Source organism: Mesorhizobium sp. M0189 (assembly GCF_040322135.1).
GTDB lineage: Bacteria > Pseudomonadota > Alphaproteobacteria > Rhizobiales > Rhizobiaceae > Mesorhizobium.
In genome coordinates this window covers 442872-461960 of record NZ_JAMYSW010000001.1, presented here as the reverse complement: position 1 = coordinate 461960, position 19089 = coordinate 442872, and the positions used below count along the sequence as shown (strand labels likewise).

Annotated in this window: 15 protein-coding genes; 5 read left to right on the top strand and 10 right to left on the bottom strand. The window is 62.7% G+C overall.

Annotated features, from left to right (window positions below):
* Nucleotide 1 precedes the first annotated feature (1 nt).
* On the top strand, nucleotides 2-508 hold the full coding sequence (moaC, locus tag NKJ09_RS02210; RefSeq protein WP_023717712.1) for a cyclic pyranopterin monophosphate synthase MoaC: 507 nt from the start codon (nucleotides 2-4) through the stop codon (nucleotides 506-508).
* Entirely contained in the window at nucleotides 508-1713 is a 1206-nt protein-coding gene (locus NKJ09_RS02205) for a molybdopterin molybdotransferase MoeA (protein ID WP_352494605.1), read from the top strand. The genes moaC and NKJ09_RS02205 overlap by 1 nt, the downstream gene beginning before the upstream one ends.
* A gap of 7 nt (nucleotides 1714-1720) precedes the next feature.
* Here NKJ09_RS02205 and NKJ09_RS02200 read toward each other — a convergent pair whose 3' ends face one another.
* The gene (locus NKJ09_RS02200; protein WP_352494604.1) at nucleotides 1721-2551 is read right to left on the bottom strand and encodes a hormone-sensitive lipase; all 831 of its coding nucleotides are present in this window, start codon (nucleotides 2549-2551) and stop codon (nucleotides 1721-1723) included.
* 95 nt (nucleotides 2552-2646) lie between these two features.
* Nucleotides 2647-3894, bottom strand: coding sequence for a kynureninase (gene kynU, locus NKJ09_RS02195; protein ID WP_023717715.1), 1248 nt, complete (start codon nucleotides 3892-3894; stop codon nucleotides 2647-2649).
* 471 nt (nucleotides 3895-4365) lie between these two features.
* Here kynU and lexA point away from each other — a divergent pair, with 471 nt between their 5' ends.
* Nucleotides 4366-5097 (top strand): transcriptional repressor LexA, encoded by a 732-nt coding sequence (lexA, locus tag NKJ09_RS02190; protein ID WP_084642503.1) that lies wholly within the window; start codon nucleotides 4366-4368, stop codon nucleotides 5095-5097.
* Here the strand turns inward: lexA and NKJ09_RS02185 are convergent.
* On the bottom strand, nucleotides 5091-7556 hold the full coding sequence (locus NKJ09_RS02185) for a ComEC/Rec2 family competence protein (RefSeq protein ID WP_352494603.1): 2466 nt from the start codon (nucleotides 7554-7556) through the stop codon (nucleotides 5091-5093). The genes lexA and NKJ09_RS02185 overlap by 7 nt on opposite strands.
* Nucleotides 7557-7652: 96 nt before the next feature.
* Between NKJ09_RS02185 and gltX the strand changes: the two genes are divergently transcribed.
* A complete protein-coding gene (gene gltX / locus NKJ09_RS02180) occupies nucleotides 7653-9074 on the top strand; it encodes a glutamate--tRNA ligase (RefSeq protein ID WP_023717717.1) in 1422 nt (473 codons plus the stop codon).
* Nucleotides 9075-9251: 177 nt separating this feature from the next.
* Nucleotides 9252-10580 carry a citrate synthase gene (gene gltA, locus NKJ09_RS02175; RefSeq protein WP_352494602.1) on the top strand — a complete coding sequence of 443 codons (1329 nt, stop codon included), beginning with the start codon at nucleotides 9252-9254 and terminating at the stop codon, nucleotides 10578-10580.
* A 109-nt stretch (nucleotides 10581-10689) separates the two neighbouring features.
* On the opposite strand, the gene lpxB is transcribed toward gltA, so the two are convergent.
* From lpxB to rseP, 7 genes are all read right to left on the bottom strand, one after another.
* On the bottom strand, nucleotides 10690-11856 hold the full coding sequence (lpxB, locus tag NKJ09_RS02170) for a lipid-A-disaccharide synthase (RefSeq protein ID WP_023717719.1): 1167 nt from the start codon (nucleotides 11854-11856) through the stop codon (nucleotides 10690-10692).
* A complete protein-coding gene (locus NKJ09_RS02165; protein ID WP_023717720.1) occupies nucleotides 11846-12748 on the bottom strand; it encodes an LpxI family protein in 903 nt (300 codons plus the stop codon). Before NKJ09_RS02165 ends, lpxB begins: the two co-directional genes overlap by 11 nt.
* A gap of 6 nt (nucleotides 12749-12754) precedes the next feature.
* Complete coding sequence (gene lpxA / locus NKJ09_RS02160; RefSeq protein ID WP_023717721.1) at nucleotides 12755-13588, bottom strand: acyl-ACP--UDP-N-acetylglucosamine O-acyltransferase; 834 nt, start codon at nucleotides 13586-13588, stop codon at nucleotides 12755-12757.
* A 13-nt stretch (nucleotides 13589-13601) separates the two neighbouring features.
* Nucleotides 13602-14066 carry a 3-hydroxyacyl-ACP dehydratase FabZ gene (gene fabZ, locus NKJ09_RS02155; RefSeq protein WP_023717722.1) on the bottom strand — a complete coding sequence of 155 codons (465 nt, stop codon included), beginning with the start codon at nucleotides 14064-14066 and terminating at the stop codon, nucleotides 13602-13604.
* The gene (gene lpxD, locus NKJ09_RS02150) at nucleotides 14059-15117 is read right to left on the bottom strand and encodes a UDP-3-O-(3-hydroxymyristoyl)glucosamine N-acyltransferase (protein ID WP_352482670.1); all 1059 of its coding nucleotides are present in this window, start codon (nucleotides 15115-15117) and stop codon (nucleotides 14059-14061) included. Before lpxD ends, fabZ begins: the two co-directional genes overlap by 8 nt.
* 182 nt (nucleotides 15118-15299) lie before the next feature.
* The gene (gene bamA, locus NKJ09_RS02145; RefSeq protein WP_352482671.1) at nucleotides 15300-17654 is read right to left on the bottom strand and encodes an outer membrane protein assembly factor BamA; all 2355 of its coding nucleotides are present in this window, start codon (nucleotides 17652-17654) and stop codon (nucleotides 15300-15302) included.
* A 217-nt stretch (nucleotides 17655-17871) separates the two neighbouring features.
* Nucleotides 17872-19014: an RIP metalloprotease RseP gene (gene rseP / locus NKJ09_RS02140; protein WP_352482672.1), complete on the bottom strand. Its 1143-nt coding sequence runs from the start codon at nucleotides 19012-19014 to the stop codon at nucleotides 17872-17874.
* Nucleotides 19015-19089: the final 75 nt, after the last annotated feature.

Here is a 19089-nt window from a genome sequence, read left to right as displayed (position 1 = left end):
GATGGCGGCCGCCCTCACCCATCTTGGCGCGCGCGGCGAAGCCAACATGGTCGATGTCGGCGACAAGGCTGAGACGGTGCGCACGGCAGTCGCGGAGGGCTTCGTGTCGATGCGGCCCGAGACGCTGGACATGATCCTCGCCGGCGATGCCAAGAAGGGCGACGTGCTCGGTACCGCGCGTATCGCCGGCATCATGGCGGCCAAGAAGACGCATGAACTGATCCCGCTCTGCCATCCACTGCTGCTGACCAGGATATCTGTCGATATCGAGCCGGACGCAGCTTTGCCCGGCCTGAAGGTCACAGCATTGACCCGCGTCACGGGCAAAACCGGCGTTGAGATGGAGGCCCTGAGCGCCGTCTCGGTCGCTTGCCTGACCATCTACGACATGGCCAAGGCGGTCGACCGCGCCATGGTCATCTCCGGTATCAGGCTGGTTGAAAAGACCGGCGGCAAATCCGGCGACTACAAGATCACCGAAGATGGGGTCACCGAGGCAGGCCGCTGATGGCGCTGGTCCCAGTTGCTGAGGCGCTCGAGCGCCTGTTGGACGGCGCAGCTGCACTGCAGGGCGAACGCGTCGCGCTGCTGGATGCCGCCGACCGCGTGCTGGCGGAGCCGGTTGTGGCGCTCCGCACTCAGCCGCCGTTCAACGCCTCCGCCATGGACGGCTATGCCGTGCGGGCGGCTGATATCGCGTCCTTACCAGCAAAGCTTTCGGTGGTCGGCATGGCGCCGGCCGGAAGCGGCTTTGCCGGGACGGTGCAGCAGGGGCAGGCCGTCCGTATCTTCACCGGCGCGCCGCTTCCCGAAGGCGCCGACACCATCGTCATCCAGGAGAACGTCCGCGATCTCGGCCGCGGTGTCGTCGAAGTGACGGAGCCGACGGTGCAGGGGCGAAACATCCGCCGCCTCGGGCTCGATTTCGCCAAAGGCGACGTCCTGCTGCACAAAGGCCGCCTGCTCGACCCGGCGGCCTTGTCGCTGGCGGCATCGGCCAACCACCCCGAGGTCGGCGTGGTCAAAAGGCCGTTGGTCGCCATCATCGCCACCGGCGACGAATTGCTGCCGCCGGGCAGCGAGCTTGGCCCCGACCAGATCATCTCCTCCAACGCCTATGGTGTCGCCGCCGCCGCACAGTCGGTCCGTGCGCGAGTGCTCGACCTTGGCATCGCGCCGGACCGCAGGGAGGCGATCGCTGCGCTGGTGGAAAAGGCCGTGAAGGCTGGCGCGAACGTCATCGTCACGCTGGGCGGTGCCTCGGTCGGTGACCACGATTTCGTCCATGACGTGCTGACCGGGCAAGGCATGACTCTCGATTTCTGGAAGATCGCCATGCGGCCGGGCAAGCCGCTGATGTTCGGGCGGCTGGGCGACATTCGCTGCATCGGCTTGCCCGGCAATCCGGTGGCGAGCCTGGTCTGCACCCAGCTCTTCCTGAAGCCGCTGCTGGCGCGGCTCGGCGGCCGCGCCTTTCAGCAGGATATGCGTGAGGCACGGCTCGGCGCTGCCATGCCGGCCAACGATCTCAGGCAGGATTATGTGCGGGCTGTTGTCAGCGCTGACGCCGGCACGCTCGTGGCGACGCCGTTCAGCATCCAGGATTCCTCGATGCTGAAAATGCTGGCCGATGCCAACGGGCTGATCGTCCGTGCGCCGTTCACGCCCGCCGCGGCGGCGGGCGCCGCTTGCGACGTGCTGATGCTACGCTGAACCTGCCTCACTCCGAGATCAAGGTCCGGGTCAGCGGATGGTCTGGATCGGCCAAACCGTCGATGATGTTGAAATGATGCCGGTCAGGCTCGACCACCGAACTGGTCGCGGCACCCAGGCCGATCCAGATGTTGGCCAGCAACGCGCTCTGGCGCAGGAATTCGGCGCGCTCGCCGCCGCCGGCCCAGCAGGTCAGGCGGGCCTTGTCCATCGGGCGCAGCAGCACCGGGCTTTCGGCCTGCGCCTCGGCCTCATCGATCGCCAGCGTCTCGTTCATGCCGGTGCGCATGATCGGGCGCAAATCGTGCACACCCGAGATCGATACGACATGGCGAATGCGCCGGACAACTTCGGGCGCCAGCGGCGTCGTCGTCGTAACCATCCGGCTAACAAGATGGCCACCGGCCGAGTGTCCGGTCAGCATCAGCGGCCCTGCGACCATCCCCGCCGCCTTGCCGATCGCCGCGCCGACTTCCTTGACGATGCCGCCAATGCGCATCTGCGGACAGAGCGTGTAGGACGGCATCGCCACGGCATAGCCGCGATCAACAGCGCCAGCGGCAAGATGCGACCAGAAACTCTTGTCGAATGCCATCCAGTAGCCGCCATGGACGAACACCACGAGCCCCTTGGGCTTGGTGGCCGGCAGGAAAAGATCGAGCCGGTTGCGTGGGCCATGGCCATAGGCCATGTCGAGCCGCGCCCGGCCCTCGGTCGAAAGCACGTCGCGAAAAACCCGCGCGGGCTCGACCCAGGCCGCCGGCCAGCGATCGCTGCCGGCTATGTTGGCGCCGTTGGCATAGGCGTTGTCCCAATCGGCAATGTGACGTTCGAACACCCTGCGCCCTCCCCTGGCAATATGGCCTTGCAACGAGCGTGAGCATCGCGCGGCGCGTCGTCGCCAGCCTCACGATTCCAGCTCTCGCATCAATCTCAAGTGACAGCCGCCTTGATGGCGAAGCGCGCATCCTTCCACGCACCGGTGCGCAGGATGTCCTCAAGCACTTCGACGGCCTGCCAGACATCGGCATAGCCGACATAGAGCGGGGTGAAGCCGAAGCGCATGGTCGATGGCGCGCGAAAATCGCCGATCACGCCACGTTCGATCAGCGCGCGCATGATCTGGTAGCCATGCTCGTGCATGAATGAAATCTGGCTGCCGCGTTTTTCCCCGTCGCGCGTGCTTTCGAGCGTTAGCCCGTAAGTGCCGCACTTTGCCTCGACGAGCTCGATGAACAGATCAGCCAGCGCGATGCTCTTCTTGCGCACCGCCGTCATGTCGACATCGTTCCAGATGTCGAGCGCGCCCTTCAGCGTGCGCATCGACAGGACCGGCTGGGTGCCGCACAGAAACCGGCGGATGCCGGTGCCGGCCGCATAGCCTGGCTCGAAGGCGAAGGGCCGTGCATGGCCCCACCAGCCGGTGAGCGGCTGCTGGATGTCGGCAAGATGCCGCTCAGCCGCATAGATGAAGGCAGGCGCGCCCGGTCCGCCATTCAGATATTTGTAGGTGCAGCCAACGGCAAAATCGGCGTTTGCCGTGTCGAGCTCGACTGGCATCGCACCGGCGGTGTGGCAGAGATCCCAGACGATCATCGCCCCGGCTTCCTGGGCCCTGCGCGTCAGCGCCGGCATGTCGCGCAGTTCGCCCGACTTGTAGTTGACGTGGTTGACCAGCACCACGGCGGTGCGTTCGTCGATCAGCTCTTCGATGCTCGGCGCGTCGACCCCCGAGAGGCGCAGCAGCGTATCTTTTCGCGTCGAAACCACACCCTCAGCCATGTAGAGGTCTGTCGGAAAACTGTCGCCCTCGGCGACGATGACCTGCCGCTCCGGCCGCATGGCCATGGCGGCGTGCAGCAGCTTGTAGATGTTGACCGATGTCGTGTCGCAGACCACCGTCTGGCCGGCCGCGGCACCGATCAGGCGCCCGAGCTGGTCGCCAAGTTCGAGCGGCATGTTGAACCAGCCGGCCGTGTTCCAGGCGCGGATGAGATCATGCGCCCATTCTTCGGTCACTGCCTTGCTCAATTCATCGAAAGCGGCACGCGAAGCGGCCCCTAGCGAATTGCCGTCGAGATAGATCACTCCTTGCGGCAGCACAAAGCGGTCGCGCATCGCGCGCAGCGGATCTGCAGCATCCATCGCCCTTATGGCCACGAGATCGGGAATTCCTGTCATGATTTGTCTGCTCCCCAAGATTCACCGCAACGCCGGACACGCATCGACGGCATCCATCGGTCACGAGCGGTTCTCCATTACCTGGTATCGCGCAGCAAGGCTCCACCGGCGACAAGTTGCCTGACCATGCGGTGGAAACCAGGAGCCAAGCCAACCCAAGGTTGGCGTTTTGAGTTCGTTTCGTTCACGGTGCATTGACCAAACCGCACAGTCGATACGGCTTCAATTCCGTGCCCCTTTGCCGGCTGACGGCCGATACCAGTGCCGCCTTCTGGAAACCCAGAGGCCGCAAACGAAAGCAGAATCAAGGCGATGAGGCCCGCGGCGGTGAAAATGCAGCGTCCCGGTTTGGCGAGTGGTATCGTTACCCGAGCCCTAACACATTCATTAAACTTTAAACAGTTGCGGAACACAACTGGAACAGATAGTGTTTGTTCTGGGTTTGTTTTTCTGATTCTGTTGGGGGTCGCTATGCTGACACGCAAACAACACGAACTGCTTATGTTCATCCACGAAAGGCTGAAGGAAAGCGGTATCCCGCCCTCCTTCGACGAGATGAAGGAAGCGCTCGACCTGGCTTCCAAATCGGGAATCCACCGGCTGATTACGGCGCTGGAGGAGCGCGGCTTCATTCGCCGTTTGCCCAACAGGGCCCGTGCGCTGGAGGTGCTGCGCCTGCCCGATTCGATCGCCCCCGGCCTCAATGCGGCACGCAAGTTCTCGCCGAGTGTCATCCAGGGCAGTCTTGGGCAAGGTCCTCGGCAAGGCAAGCCGACATCGTCGCGCGTCCCTGCAGCCGGCAATGACGACGATGTCGTCGCCGCCGTGTCTATCCCGGTGATGGGCCGCATCGCCGCTGGTGTGCCGATCGATGCCATCCAGCACCAGACGCATTCGATCTCGGTGCCGCCGGACATGATCATGGGCGGCGAGCATTATGCGCTCGAGGTCAAAGGCGATTCGATGATCGAGGCTGGCATTTTCGACGGCGACACGGTGATCATCCGCAATGCCGATACGGCGAGCCCCGGTGAGATCGTGGTGGCACTGGTCGACGAGGAAGAAGCGACGCTGAAGCGGTTCCGCCGCAAGGGCGCCTCGATCGCCCTGGAAGCCGCCAATCCGGCCTACGAGACGCGCATCTTCGGACCAGACAGGGTCAAGGTGCAGGGCAAGCTCGTTGGGCTGATCCGCCGCTACTGAGCTGCGCCCTTGGCGCCGGCTTTTGGCTTGTCGGCTCTGCGGTATGGCGGCATGCCCCGCGCCGCGCGTGAAAATTTCCGCTGCACGTGCCAGGGCCGGTATGATTTTTCGACGGCGAAGCGGATTTCGGCGCGTGTTGCCGCTTGTGGATCGAAATAGACGGCCGCACTTCCCGCGCGCGCCAGTTGCCGTTTGGTGACGACGAGGACCAGCCGGTCGTAGTAGCAGGGATTATGGGCGGTGGCGTCGTCGATGACGATCAAGCTGGCAAAGGCGCAGGCTGGCCGTGCAGTATCGCGGTCATTGGCTAGCGCGATGATCGCGCCGGATGGATGCCTGGCAAGGCAGAGACCGTCCGTGCAAATGAACGGCATGCCCGGCGGTAAGTCGGCCGGATCGGCAATGTCGAATTGCGGATCGTTCTTTCCAGGTGTTTCCGGCGCGACGATAGCCTCTGATGTGAGCGCGCGTTTCCAGTTGTCGATGGTGAACTCATTCGGGCGTGCCCGGTTGACCGCGAGTTCACCGCTGCCGATCGGCAGCGCGACGAGCCGTGCGTCCTCCGAGATCAATACATCGGGTACGCGCGTCTGCGTTGTCGTTAGCAAGCCGGCGAGCGCAAAAGGAAGGGCCACGAGCCGCAACCAGGTCGTCGCCATGCTGGCAATGACGAGGGCGATCGTCACCAAAAGGACAGATCTCAGCGAAATCAGCCCGACCGCATCGATCGGCGAGCGCTCGGAGATCCACCCGGACAGGGCGATCATCGCCGTCAGCCCCTTGCCCATCACGTAGAGGAAAGGCCCATCCGCGCCGAACGGCATCGCCAGCGCACTGAGGACGGCGAAGGGCATGACGACCAGTGAGACGATAGGCATGATGGCCAGATTGGCGAACAGGCTGAGCGGCGCCACGCGCTGGAAATGCCATATGGCGAAAAGCGCCGTGGCGCTCCCTGCAATGATCGAGGTCATCGCCAGGCCGCCCATGCCCATCAGTACCTTTCTAGTGGCAAAGCGTAGCGGCGACCGCCGGGGCGGCGGCGTGGTGGCCCCGCCGGCGCGGTAATCGGACCAGCCTGCATAGGCGCCGACAAGGGCCGCCGTCGCGGCGAAGGACATCTGGAAGCTCGGACCGACCACCTCGTGCGGCGACACCAGAATGACCGCGATGGCCGAGATCGCCAGGTTGCGCATGGTGAGCGCGGCCCGGTCGAACAGCACGGCGATAAGCATCACCGCCAACATGATGAAGCTGCGTTCGGCCGCCACCACAATGCCGGAAAAGACGAGGTAGGCCGCAATCGAAAAAAGCGCGGCGGCCGCCGCGTATTTCTTGACCGGCCGTCGCGATGAGAAATCGGGAAACAGCGCAAAGGCGCCGCGCAGCAGCGCCATAATGGTGCCGGCGACCAACGCCATATGCAGCCCCGAGATGGAGATGATGTGGTAGATGCCGGTACGCCGCATCGCTTCGTTGATCTCCTCGGGAATGCCGGCGCGCACGCCGACGATCAGCGCAGCAGCAATCTCGCCCTCGGCGCCGCCGATGCGGCTGCGGATATGGTCGGCGATGGATTCGCGCGCGTCTTCGATCGCGGAAGAAAGCCGCGCGGCAAACGGCATGCTGCCCGACGACACGACTTTCGGATTGCCGAGAAAAAAGCCGCTGCCGCCGATACCGGCAAAATAGCTGTCGAAGGAGAAATCATAGCTGTCGGGCCGCACCGGCCCGGTCGGCGGCAGCAGCCGCACATAGCCGGCGATCTCGGAACCGGCGGTCAGCTCAGCCGGTATTTTCATCGCCGAAACGCGGACCCGTTCCGGCATGTAGCGCAGTGTCGGCCTGGCGGTTGAGATCACATCGATCGTCAGCCTGATGCGGCCGCTCGCCATGGGCTCGAACGATACGACGCGACCCGTGAGGCGCGTCGAGATTTCGGAACCGAGCATATGCGTTCCGACACGCCAGGTCTCGACCTTGGCGGCAAGCACGCCAAGCGCGCAGAGCAACGCCGCCATGAAGCACAGGCGGGTTCTGGGCCACGACCGCGAGGCGACGGCACAGAGGGCTGCCAAGGCGACGATTGCGATCGGCTGTGGAAAGGCCGGCTCCACCGCCAGCGCAAAATATACGATCACCCCGCATGCGAGGAACACCGGCACCAGCAGGAAGGCGACCCCACGGTCGAGCTCCAGGCCGACCGCCGAGGTTACGCCGTTGCGGATACGGGACGGTGACGGGAGGCGGAAACGCCGGCGTAGGCGCACGATGGGCTCGGCCGCGGGCACGAGAACCGTTGCTGGGTCGCTCGCCGGCAGCGACGGGGCATCAAAGCGTGGAACCGGCAGCAATGCCGGTGCCGGCAGGACAGGCACGGGCGCGGCAAACAGCAAGCGTTCGCTGACGCCGCTGCCAACGTCCTCGCCCTCGCCCGCACCACGGCCTCGCACAGCCATCGGGTCTGCCCCTTGCGCCCTCGACCTCCTATGCTACATGAACGCGCAACGCGCGAAAGTCCGCAAACCCACTTCCTTCGCCTGCCTGAGAGTTCCATGCCCGACAAGGTCGTCACCCGTTTTGCCCCCTCGCCCACCGGCTATCTGCATATTGGCGGGGCGCGCACGGCGCTGTTCAACTGGCTGTATGCCAAGCACACAGCCGGCACGATGCTGCTGCGCATCGAGGACACCGACCGCGAGCGTTCCACCGATGCGGCAACCGCGGCCATCCTCGACGGGCTTTCCTGGCTTGGCCTGACATGGGACGGTGAGCCGGTGTCGCAGTTCGAGCGTGCGCCGCGCCATCGCGAGGTGGCCGAGGAACTCGTTCGCATGGGCAAGGCCTATTATTGTTACGCGACGCCTGCCGAGTTGGAGGCAATGCGCGAGAGCGCACGAGCCAAGGGGCTGCCTCCCCGCTATGACGGCCGCTGGCGCGACCGCGACCCCTCCGAGGCGCCGGCCGGCGCCAAGGGGGCGATCCGCATCAAGGCGCCGACAGACGGCGAGACGGTTGTGCATGACCGCGTCCAGGGCGACGTGCGCTTTCCCAACAAGGATCTCGACGATTTCATTATTCTGCGCTCGGACGGCAACCCGACCTACATGCATGCCGTCGTCGTCGACGATCACGACATGGGCGTCACCCACATCATCCGCGGCGACGACCATTTGACCAACGCCGCCCGCCAGACGGTGATCTACCATGCCATGGGGTGGGAGGTGCCGTCGATGTCGCATATCCCGCTGATCCACGGTGCCGACGGCGCCAAGCTGTCGAAACGGCACGGTGCGCTCGGCGTCGAGGCCTATCGCGCCATGGGCTACCTGCCGGAGGCGCTGCTCAATTATCTGGCGAGGCTTGGCTGGAGCCACGGCGACGATGAGATCATGTCGATCGCCAACATGATCGCATGGTTCGACATTGGCGACGTCAACAAGGGCGCCGCCCGTTTCGACTTCGCCAAGCTCGAGGCGCTGAACGGCGTGCACATGCGCCGCATGAACGACGCGGCGCTGCTCGACATCTTCATCGCCACTCTGCCCTATCTCGACGGCGGTCCGGCGATCGCAGCTAGCCTCGACGACAGACGCAAGGCGCAATTGCTTGCCGCTTTGCCAGGCCTGAAGGAGCGCGCCAAGACGCTGGTCGAACTTGTTGAAGGGGCTGCATTCCTGTTCGTCGAGCGGCCGATGCCGGTCGACGAGAAGGCGGCGGCGCTGCTCAGCGGTGAGGCGCGCGCGATCCTGCGGGGCGCTCATGCGGCACTGGCCACGATTTCGGACTGGTCTGCCGCCTCGGCGGAAGCCGCGATCCGCGACTATGCGCAGGCCGGCGGCCACAAACTCGGCGCCGTGGCCCAACCTCTGCGCGCCGCGCTCACCGGCAAAAGCACCTCGCCCGGCGTCTTCGATGTGCTGGCCGTGCTTGGCCGCGAGGAAGGCCTGGCGCGGATTGCCGATCAAATCGATTAGGAAACTGGCCCAAGAAGATTGGCATTGAAAGGTGTGTTTCGCAGTGCAACATTGGGTCTTGGCCTAATCTGGCGCGCAGATTCAATTGCGGGCGCAAATGTGCGTATTCCGATGCTTTTGACGTGTTGGGTTCAATGTTTTGCCGTTGCCGCCTGAGGAAACAAAAAGGAGTTTGCTATGACCGAACCTGCGACAAAGATGGAATTTGGCGGCAAAACCCAGGCGTCGACGGCAAAACTGGAACTCGACGGCAAAACCCATGAATTCAAGATACGAAGTGGTTCGGTAGGACCTGATGTCATCGACATCGGTTCGCTCTACAGCACCACCGGCGTATTTACCTACGATCCCGGTTTTACGTCGACGGCGAGCTGCGAATCGGAAATCACCTTCATCGATGGCGATGCCGGTATTCTCTTGCACCGCGGCTACCCGATCGACCAGCTGGCCGAGCACGGCGACTTCCTCGAAGTCTGCTATCTCTTGCTCTACGGAGAACTACCGACCAAGGCGCAGAAGGACGATTTCGACTACCGGGTGACGCGCCACACCATGGTGCATGAGCAGATGTCGCGCTTCTTCACCGGCTTCCGCCGCGATGCGCATCCGATGGCGGTGATGTGCGGCGTGGTCGGCGCGCTGTCGGCCTTCTATCACGATTCCACCGATATCTCGGACCCTTATCAGCGCATGGTCGCCTCGATGCGGCTGATCGCCAAGATGCCGACGATCGCGGCGATGGCGTATAAATACCACATCGGCCAGCCGTTCATTTATCCGAAGAACGAACTGAATTTCGCAGCCAACTTCCTGCATATGTGCTTCGCCGTGCCTTGCGAGGAATACAAGATCAATCCGGTGCTGGCGCGCGCGATGGAGCGCATCTTCATCCTGCACGCCGACCACGAGCAGAACGCCTCGACCTCGACCGTCCGCCTCGCCGGCTCGTCGGGCGCCAATCCCTTTGCCTGTATCGCTGCCGGCATCGCCTGCCTGTGGGGTCCTGCACATGGCGGAGCCAACGAGGCAGCCCTGAACATGTTGGGCGAGATCGGCCATGTCGATCACATCCCGGAATTCATTGCGCGCGCCAAGGATAAGAACGATCCGTTCCGATTGATGGGCTTTGGCCACCGCGTTTATAAGAACTACGATCCGCGCGCCAAGATCATGCAGAAGACCGCGCACGAAGTCCTGGGCGAGCTCGGCATCAAGGACGATCCGCTGCTCGACATCGCCATGGAGCTGGAAAAGATCGCGCTGACCGATTCCTATTTCATCGAGAAGAAGCTCTACCCCAACGTCGATTTCTATTCCGGCATCACGCTGAAGGCGCTGGGCTTCCCCACTACCCTGTTCACCGTGCTGTTCGCGGTTGCCCGCACCGTCGGCTGGATCGCGCAGTGGAAAGAGATGATCGAGGACCCGCACCAGAAGATCGGCCGTCCGCGCCAGCTTTATACCGGTGCGCCGGAACGGGATTACGTGCCGATCGCGAAGCGGTGAAGGTAGCGAGTAGCGAGTAGCGAGTAGCGAGTAGCGAGTAGCGAGTAGTAGCTGAAGCAGCTTGGCTGTTACGGCCAGCACCATTTCCTATTCGCTACTCACTACTCGCTCACTTCCTCACCATGCCCATCACCACCCCCGCCGCCATCTCGCCTGACGGCTTGTCGGTTGCCATACGCCCGGCGATGTCGGCAAAACCGTCCTTCTGCCAGGCGCGGTAGGCGGTATCGGAGAATAGCGCCTCCAGCTGGCGCGCCAGATAATGCGGACGCACATATTGGTTGTAGTGTTCCGGCACGACCGGCCGGTCGGCGATGAGATTGGGCAAGGCTGCGCTCCAAACTTTGATCAGTCCCTGCGCCATGCGCATGACCGGATCGAGCCGGTAGCAGGAGATCATCGGCACGCCCGCCAGTGCCAGTTCCAGCGATACCGTCCCCGACGCGATCAGCGCCGCATCGGCCTTGCCGAAGGTCTGCCATTTGCGTTCGGCATCAAGGATGATCTCCGGCTTCTCGTTCCAGCTCGCGACCGAGGTCCTGACCAGGTCGGCGACGTGCGGCACCGTCGGCAACAGCAAGCGCAAGCGGTGCCCGCGCGCCCGCAGGATCGATACCGTTTCGCCGAACGGCCCGACCAGGCGCCGCACCTCGCCGCGACGCGAACCGGGCAATACAAGCAACGTTTTCACACGGTCGGCGGAGAGGTCACGCGGCTGCGCCTGCGCCCTGGCGGCACTGACTATGCCCGGATCGTGTGCAAGGCGATGCCCGACATAGGTGCCGGGCGGCCCGCCCAGGCGAGCGAGTTCCTTCACCTCGAACGGCAGGATACAAAGAATGTGATCGACATATGGCTTCATCGCCGCCGCCCTGCCCGGCCGCCAAGCCCATACGCTCGGGCAGACATAGTGGACGATCGGGATCGTCGGATCGGCGGCGCGCACCTTCTTGGCGACGCGCAGCGAGAAATCCGGACTGTCGATGGTGATAAGGCAGTCGGGCTTTTCATCGACAATCGCGTTTGCCGTCTGGCCGATCCGCCGCATCAGGCGCGGCAGGTCGCGCAGGATAGCGCTAAGCCCCATCAGCGCGATCTCGCTGCCGTCGAACAATGGCGCCAAACCGAGCGCCTGCAAATGGCGGCCGCCGATGCCTACGAGCCGAACTTCGCGCCCGGTCATGCGCTTTAACGCCTGCACGAGGTCGGCGCCAAGCAGGTCGCCGGACTCCTCGCCGGCGACGACGGCTATCTTCAACGGCTGCTCATTCGCCATGCGCCGGCTCCGCAGCAGGCAGGCCGATCACGAACAGGCCGAGTGCATTGGCACGCCCGATGGTGGCAGGACCTTCGAGCACCAGCGAGCGGCCGGCTTCGACGGCAATGCCGGCCAGTCCGGCGGCATGCGCCGCCTCGACGGTCAGCGGGCCAATGGAGGGCAGATCGGCACGCAGTTCCTGACCGGGCTTGGCGCATTTGACCAAAACACCACGGCTCCTGCCAGCCAGCCTGCCGTGCCCGCGCAATTGTTTTGTCCGCTCGAGCAGCCCGTCTGTGCCCTCGACGCCTTCCAGCGCGATGGCGCGGCCACCAACCGCAACAGCCGCCTGGCCAATATCCAGCGCGCCGATAGCTTTTGCTGCAGCGTGCGCCGCCTCGATGTCGCGCCAGTCGGATTTGCGTGGCGCCATCTTGGTCAGCGGGCCTTCAGCGGCGACCAGTTCCGGCACGATCTCGTGAGCGCCGACAACCTTGATGCCGCTGCGCTCGATCCTGCGCACGAACAGTTTCAGCACCGTATCGTCCCCCCGGGTTACACCGACGAGAAGGCTGGGTAGCCAGGCGAGCAGGCCCAAATTGAGGCGCATGGCGCTCAGCCTGGGGCGGCGCGTAATATGTCCCGCGGTCACCAGATGCGTAACGTGATGCCGCTTGAGCATCGGCAGCAGCGAGCCGACGTCCTCCAGCCTCAAGCTTGCCTGCTCATAGGGCTCGAAATCGACTATGCGGTCGACCTCGCCCGCCGCCATGACGACGAAGGGAGGTTTGCCTTGCCGGGCGAGCGCTCGGGCAATTTCGACCGGGAGACTGCCGCCGCCGGCGATGATGCCGACCTTGGCATCTGGCGCGAGATCAAGGCCCTTTCCGGCAGCCTCAATCTTCGTCATCTGCCCTCAGTCTTCATCATCGGTATCGTCGCCGTCGCCACCTTTGAGCGACGGCACGGCATAGTGCCGCTTGCCGCGGCCAGCGATGAAATCGACGATCTTCATGGCCGTCGGCGACGAGGCGAATTCCGCCTTGGCGAACTCGATGTTTTCGCCGACGGTCCGAGAGCGATCGAAGATCGTGTTGTAGGCTTTGCGCAGCAAGTGGATCTCGGAACGCGGCAGGCCGGCGCGCTTCAGGCCAATGATGTTGAGGCCGCGAAGGCTGGCACGGTTGCCAACGGCGATGGCGTAGGGAATGACGTCGCCGACGATCGCCGAGCAACCGCCGAGAAAGGCGTTATCGCCGATGCGGACAAACTGATGAACCGCGGTAAGGCCGCCGATGTAGACATTGTCACCGACTTCGCAATGCCCGCCTAACGTCGCTTGATTGGCGAAGGTGGCGTTCCTGCCGACCACGCAGTCATGTGCAATGTGGGCATAGGCGAGGAAATTGCCGTTGTCGCCGATCGTCGTTTCGCCGCGGCTGGAATCGGTGCCGAGATGCATGGTGACGCCTTCGCGGATCGCGCAGTTCTCGCCGATCACCAGCGTGGTACGGCCGCCCTTGTGCTTGGTGTTCTGCGGCGGCCCGCCCAGTATCGCCATCGGATAGACCTTGGTCGATGCACCGATGGTGGTCGCGCCCATCACCGACACATGGCTGACCAGTTCGACACGGTCGCCGATCACGGCGTCGGGGCCGACGTAGCAGAAGGGTCCGATGCGGGCGCCTTCGCCGATTTGGGCGCCTGCCTCGATGACCGACGATGGATGGATGACTGTCTGGATTTTCATTAGCATTCGTTTGTCAGCCGCTTGCGACCATCATTGCCGAGATCTCGGCTTCCGCCGCCTTGGTGCCATCGACGAGGGCCTCGCAGGCGAATTTGAGAAGATTGCCGCGTTTCTTGATTTTCTTCACATGAATTTTCAATTGGTCGCCTGGAACGACCGGCTTGCGGAACTTGGCGTTGTCGATGGTCAGGAAATAAACCAGCGACGGCTTTTCCGTACCGAGGCTGCGGATGCAGATGGCGCCGGCCGTCTGCGCCATCGCCTCGATGATGAGCACGCCGGGCATGACCGGCTGGTCGGGGAAATGACCTTGGAAATGCGGCTCGTTTATGGTGACGTTCTTGATGCCGATGGCGGATTCGTCGCCATCTATGTCGACAATGCGGTCGATCATCAAGAACGGATAGCGGTGCGGCAGGAGCTTCATCAGCCGCATTATGTCAACCGCTTCGAGCGTCGCCGCTGCGATCTCAGCCATTTCCCCCCTCACCCTGTTTGCGCGTCCGTGCAAGTCTGCGCAAGGCCGCTATCTCGCGCATGGCTTCCGCCATCGGCTGCGCCGGATATCCTCCCCAAATCTCACCTGCAGGCACATTGCTCATAAACCCGCTTCTTGCGGCAAGCTTGGCCCCGGACCCGATGGTCAAATGATCCGCAAGGCCGACGCCGCCACCCATGGTGACGTTGTCGCCTACCGTCACGGAACCGGAAATACCCGAAAGCCCGGCTATAATGCAATTGCGGCCGATGCGAACGTTGTGGGCGATCTGCACCAGATTGTCGATCTTGGTGCCCTGGCCGATGATCGTGTCGGACATGGCGCCGCGATCGACGGTCGTATTCGAGCCGATCTCGACGTCGTCCTGAATGATGACGCGGCCGATCTGCGGAACCCGCTCCGGACCCTTGGCGCCGGCAACGAAACCGAAGCCATCCTGGCCGATCCTGGCACCGCCATGGATGATGACGCGATTGCCGATCAACGCATATTGCACGCTTGCACCTGGACCGACATAGCCGTCGCGGCCGATCTGAGAGGAAGGACCGATAACCGCATGCGGGGCAATGACGGTTCCGCTGCCGATGGCAGCGCGCGGCCCGATGACCGCGCCTGCTTCGATGATCGCACCGGCCTCGACATGGGCGGTCGGATCGACATGGGCGTGCGGCGAGATACCGGTTTCGCCGGTCATCGGTCCAGGCGTTGCAGCCGCCGGGAAAAGCAGGCGCCCGACCATTGCGAAAGCCTGCTGCGGGCGCGGATGCACCAGCACCGCAATGCCCGCCGGCGCCTTGCCGGCAAATTCGGCGGGGCAGAGAACCGCTGCCGCCCGCAGTGACTGCATCAGCGCGAAATTGCGCCTCCCATCGACGAAGACAAGCGCGTTCTCGCCGCCTTCGTTGGCGGGCGCCAGAGCCTCGATCGATACATCGGAGAGACCGGAATCGACAAGCGTCGAGCCGGTCAGATTCGCGACTTCGCCGGCCGTATACCGGCGTGAGGGCGCGAAGAACACCGGATCGGTCATTCCAGAAGCAATATCCAGCTAGCGCATGACCCCGGAAATCGGAAGTCGATCCTCGGAAAGGATCATGCGCAAAAACAAAGTGCTACAACATCCTTTGCGTGTCCAATAGGACGCGCTGCGCTGTAGTGTCGGATCACCGCCCATCCGGATCCAAACGAGCCGGAAGCATCGTTACCCGCACATCAGAAGCGGGTCGATATACCGAAGTTGAATTCCTGCACGTCGTCGGTCTTTTCCTTCTTGACCGGGATCGCATAGTCGATGCGGATCGGACCGAAGGGCGATGCCCACATCAGGCCGACACCGACAGAAGCGCGCCATTCCATTCCGGTTGTCGACTGATCGACGAGGCCACTTGCAATCTTGCTGCCGTAGAGCGTTGCCGCATCGGCAAACACTGCCCCGCGGAGGCCGAAGCTTTCCGGGATAACCGGCAGCGGGAACTGGGCTTCGGCCGAGGCGTTGAAATAAGTGGTTCCGCCGAGATGGTCGTTGCGGTTGTCCAAGGCAACCGGACCGATGCCACCATATTCGAAGCCGCGGATCATACGGTCGCTGCTCTGGAAATGGTCGAAGACACGTAGATCGCCGCCGCCATATCCCTGGACATGGCCGGCGCCGCCTGAAATGAGGCCTACCAGATCCAATTGTTCGGACAACGTCTGATAGATGCTGCCGCGCGCCGTGACCTTGATGAACTTGGCGTCGCCGCCGACGCCGGCCACTTCGGTGTTGACATTGGCATAAAGCCCGTCATGCGGGTTCTTCATGTCGTCGATGGTGTTGTAGATCAGGCCGAGGCTGACCGACGACTTGAGCCATGGGCTCTCGTTAACTCCGTTTTGGATCGCCTGGGAGACGTTGCAACCGGCCATTGGGTCGCAGTCTTCGTCGAACTCGTACTTCTCTTGCGCGATATTGTACGCGAGCTGCGTCGTGATGTTGTCGGTGATCGGCAGACCGAAACGCACTGTCGCGCCCGTCGTATCGCTGTCGTAATGGTCGTAGTTTCGGCTCTGCTTGTAGATGTCGAAGCCGGCCGCGATGCGCCGCCCAAGGAAATAAGGTTCGGTGAAAGAGAAGCTGTAGTCGCGCGAGTTCTTGCCGCCGCCCGCCGCCACCTTGATGAATTGGCCGCGACCGAGGAAATTGCGCTCACTGATAGAACCTTCGACGGACGGACCTGACGTTTCGCCACCAGTCGAATAGCCGGCACCGATCGAAAATTCACCGGTCGACTTCTCGACCACGTCGACCACCAACACGACCTGGTCCGGCTCAGAGCCCGGAACAGTGGAAATCTCGACTTTCTCAAAATAATCGAGCGCTTCCAGCCGCCTCTTCGCGCGCTGGATGAGAACCTGGTTGAACGCATCGCCTTCGCTGACATCGAATTCGCGGCGAATGACGTAGTCGCGCGTTCGATCGTTTCCGCGGATCTCGATGCGCTCGATATAGGCCTTGGTGCCCTGGTCGATTGTATACACAACCGAGATCGTGTGGTTTTCGAAGTTGCGATCGCCGCGCGGCGTCACCTGGGCGAAGGCATAGCCCGAACCGGCGACTTTCTCGGTCAGTGCGATGATCGTGTCCTCGACGTCCTTGGCGTTATAGACATCGCCCTTGTGGGTCTGGACTACCGATTCAAGCGACTTGCTGTCGACCTCGGGGATTGTGCTTTCGACACTGACATCGCCGAACGTATAACGCTCGCCCTCCTGCACCGTGATGGTGACGGTGTATTTGTTGGTGGTGTCGTCGAGTTCGCCGACAGCCGAGACGACCTGGAAGTCGGCATAGCCGTGATTGTAATAGAAGCGGCGCAACAGCTCTTGGTCGGCCCGCAGCTTGTCCTCGTCATAGACGTCGTCGCGCAGCACGAAGGAAAGGAAGGACGAGCGCTTGGTGGAGATGATGTCCGACAGACGGCGGCTCGAATAGGCGCTGTTGCCGACGAAATTGATCGCTGCGATCTGGGTGCGGCCGCCTTCGTTGATGTTGAAGACCACGTTCACGCGGTTGTCGCCGAGATCCATGATCTGGGTGGTCACGGCGGCGTCGTCGCGGCCGATACGCCTGTAAGCGGCCTTGACCGCCTCAACGTCGGTGTCGAGTTGCTGTTGCGAGAAGGTGCTGCGCGGCTTCAATTGCACCGCAGCTTCAAGCGCGTTGTCCTTGAGCTTCTTGTTGCCCTGGAACAGCACCTGGTTGACGACCTGGTATTCGGAAACCTTGATGACCAGCGTCGATCCGACTTGGTTGATCTGCACGTCCGAAAACAGCCCGGTGCCGAACAGCGCCTTGACCGCATCGTCGATGTCGGAGCTGGAAAACGCCTTGCCCGGCTTGATCGTCACGTAATTGCGGATGGTGTCCGCGTCGACACGCTGATTGCCGGTGACTTCGACTCTGGAGACGACAGCCGCCTCGGCGGCCGATGTGGCAACGAACTGCACTGCGAGCGCGCCTGGTACAACCAGAGCGGCGGACATAGCCACCGCGGACGCGGCGCTCAGAAACTTGGATGCTGCCTTCATCGGGCTTTTGTACCTTTTCTCGAAGTCCCCACGGCGAGAAAACCGGACGTGCGGTAATTTCCCCTACCGTATTAACCGGATTTTCCCTACACGCAAGGCTTCTGGTTAATTTGTATTTACTTAACCCTGTGGCGTGGCTTTCGCGTCACGCATATCCCCACGCATGGTAAACGGCGTCTCAACATTGCTCGTGCCGAAGCCAAATTCCTTCATGATTTCAGCACCCAAACAGATCGTTCCAGAAAACAAAGCCCATGAAGCCGAGCACCAATATGAGGCCGCTTCGGTAAGCCATTTCCATCATCCGTTCGGACACCGGCCGCCGGATGACAGCCTCCACGCCGTAGAACAGAAGATGCCCTCCGTCGAGGGGGGGAATCGGCAAAAGGTTGAGAATCCCGATCCCGACTGACAGGAATGCAACAAGCTGTACGAGCCATTCAAAGCCGAGCTTTGCCGCCTGACCCGACATCTTGGCGATCTTGATAGGGCCGCCCAGCTGGCACTTGTCCTCGCGACCGACAACGAAACGTTGCAGGAACTGGCCGGTGCGCTGAATGACGTGTCCGGTTTCCTGGACCGCTGCCCCGACCGCCCCGGCCGGACTGTAGGTGATCAGCCGTGGCTGGCCGAGTTCCTTGTTGTTGACGACGCCGATCACGGCCACCTGGACCTTGTTGCCCAGTGCGTCCTGTTGTTCCATCAAGCGCGGCGTCGCCGTGACGGTGATTTCCTTGCCGCCGCGTAGCATGACGAAGGTGATGCTGTCGCCGGCACGGCCGGAGACCAGACGCTGGACGTCGGCAAAGGTCTCGACCTTGCTGCCGTCGACGCTGACGAATCGGTCGCCGGGCATGATGCCGGCCGCCGCCGCCGGACTGCCGACGGTAACCTCAGCCACCATCGGCTCCAGCACGGGACGGCCATGGACAGAAAAAAGCACGGAAAAGACAGCGATCGTCAGCAGGAAGTTGAACAGCGGCCCCGCCACCACTGTCGCCGCGCGCTTCCAGATCGGCTGCGTGTGGAAGGCGACCTTGCGTTCTTCGTCGCTCAGCGCCTCGATCTCCTCCGAGCTGGGTTGGCTCGACGTCGCGTTCATGTCGCCGACGAACTTGACGTAGCCGCCGAGCGGTATGGCGCAAAGCTTCCAGCGTGTGCCGCGGCTGTCGTTGAAGCCGATGATTTCAGGGCCGAAACCGATCGAAAAGGCCTTTGCGCCGATACCGCACCAGCGGCCGACGAGGTAGTGGCCCATTTCGTGGACGAAAACGACCACGGTCAGCACGAACAAGAAAGGCACCAGCGTGCCGAGGACAAAGCCCTCTGTGCTGAAAACCGCGTGAAGAATCTCGTTCAATTCATGCCCTCAAATTCATCCACGGCGCAGGTCACGCCGCGACTGTGACATCAATCCAGGCGAATCCATGGCGCA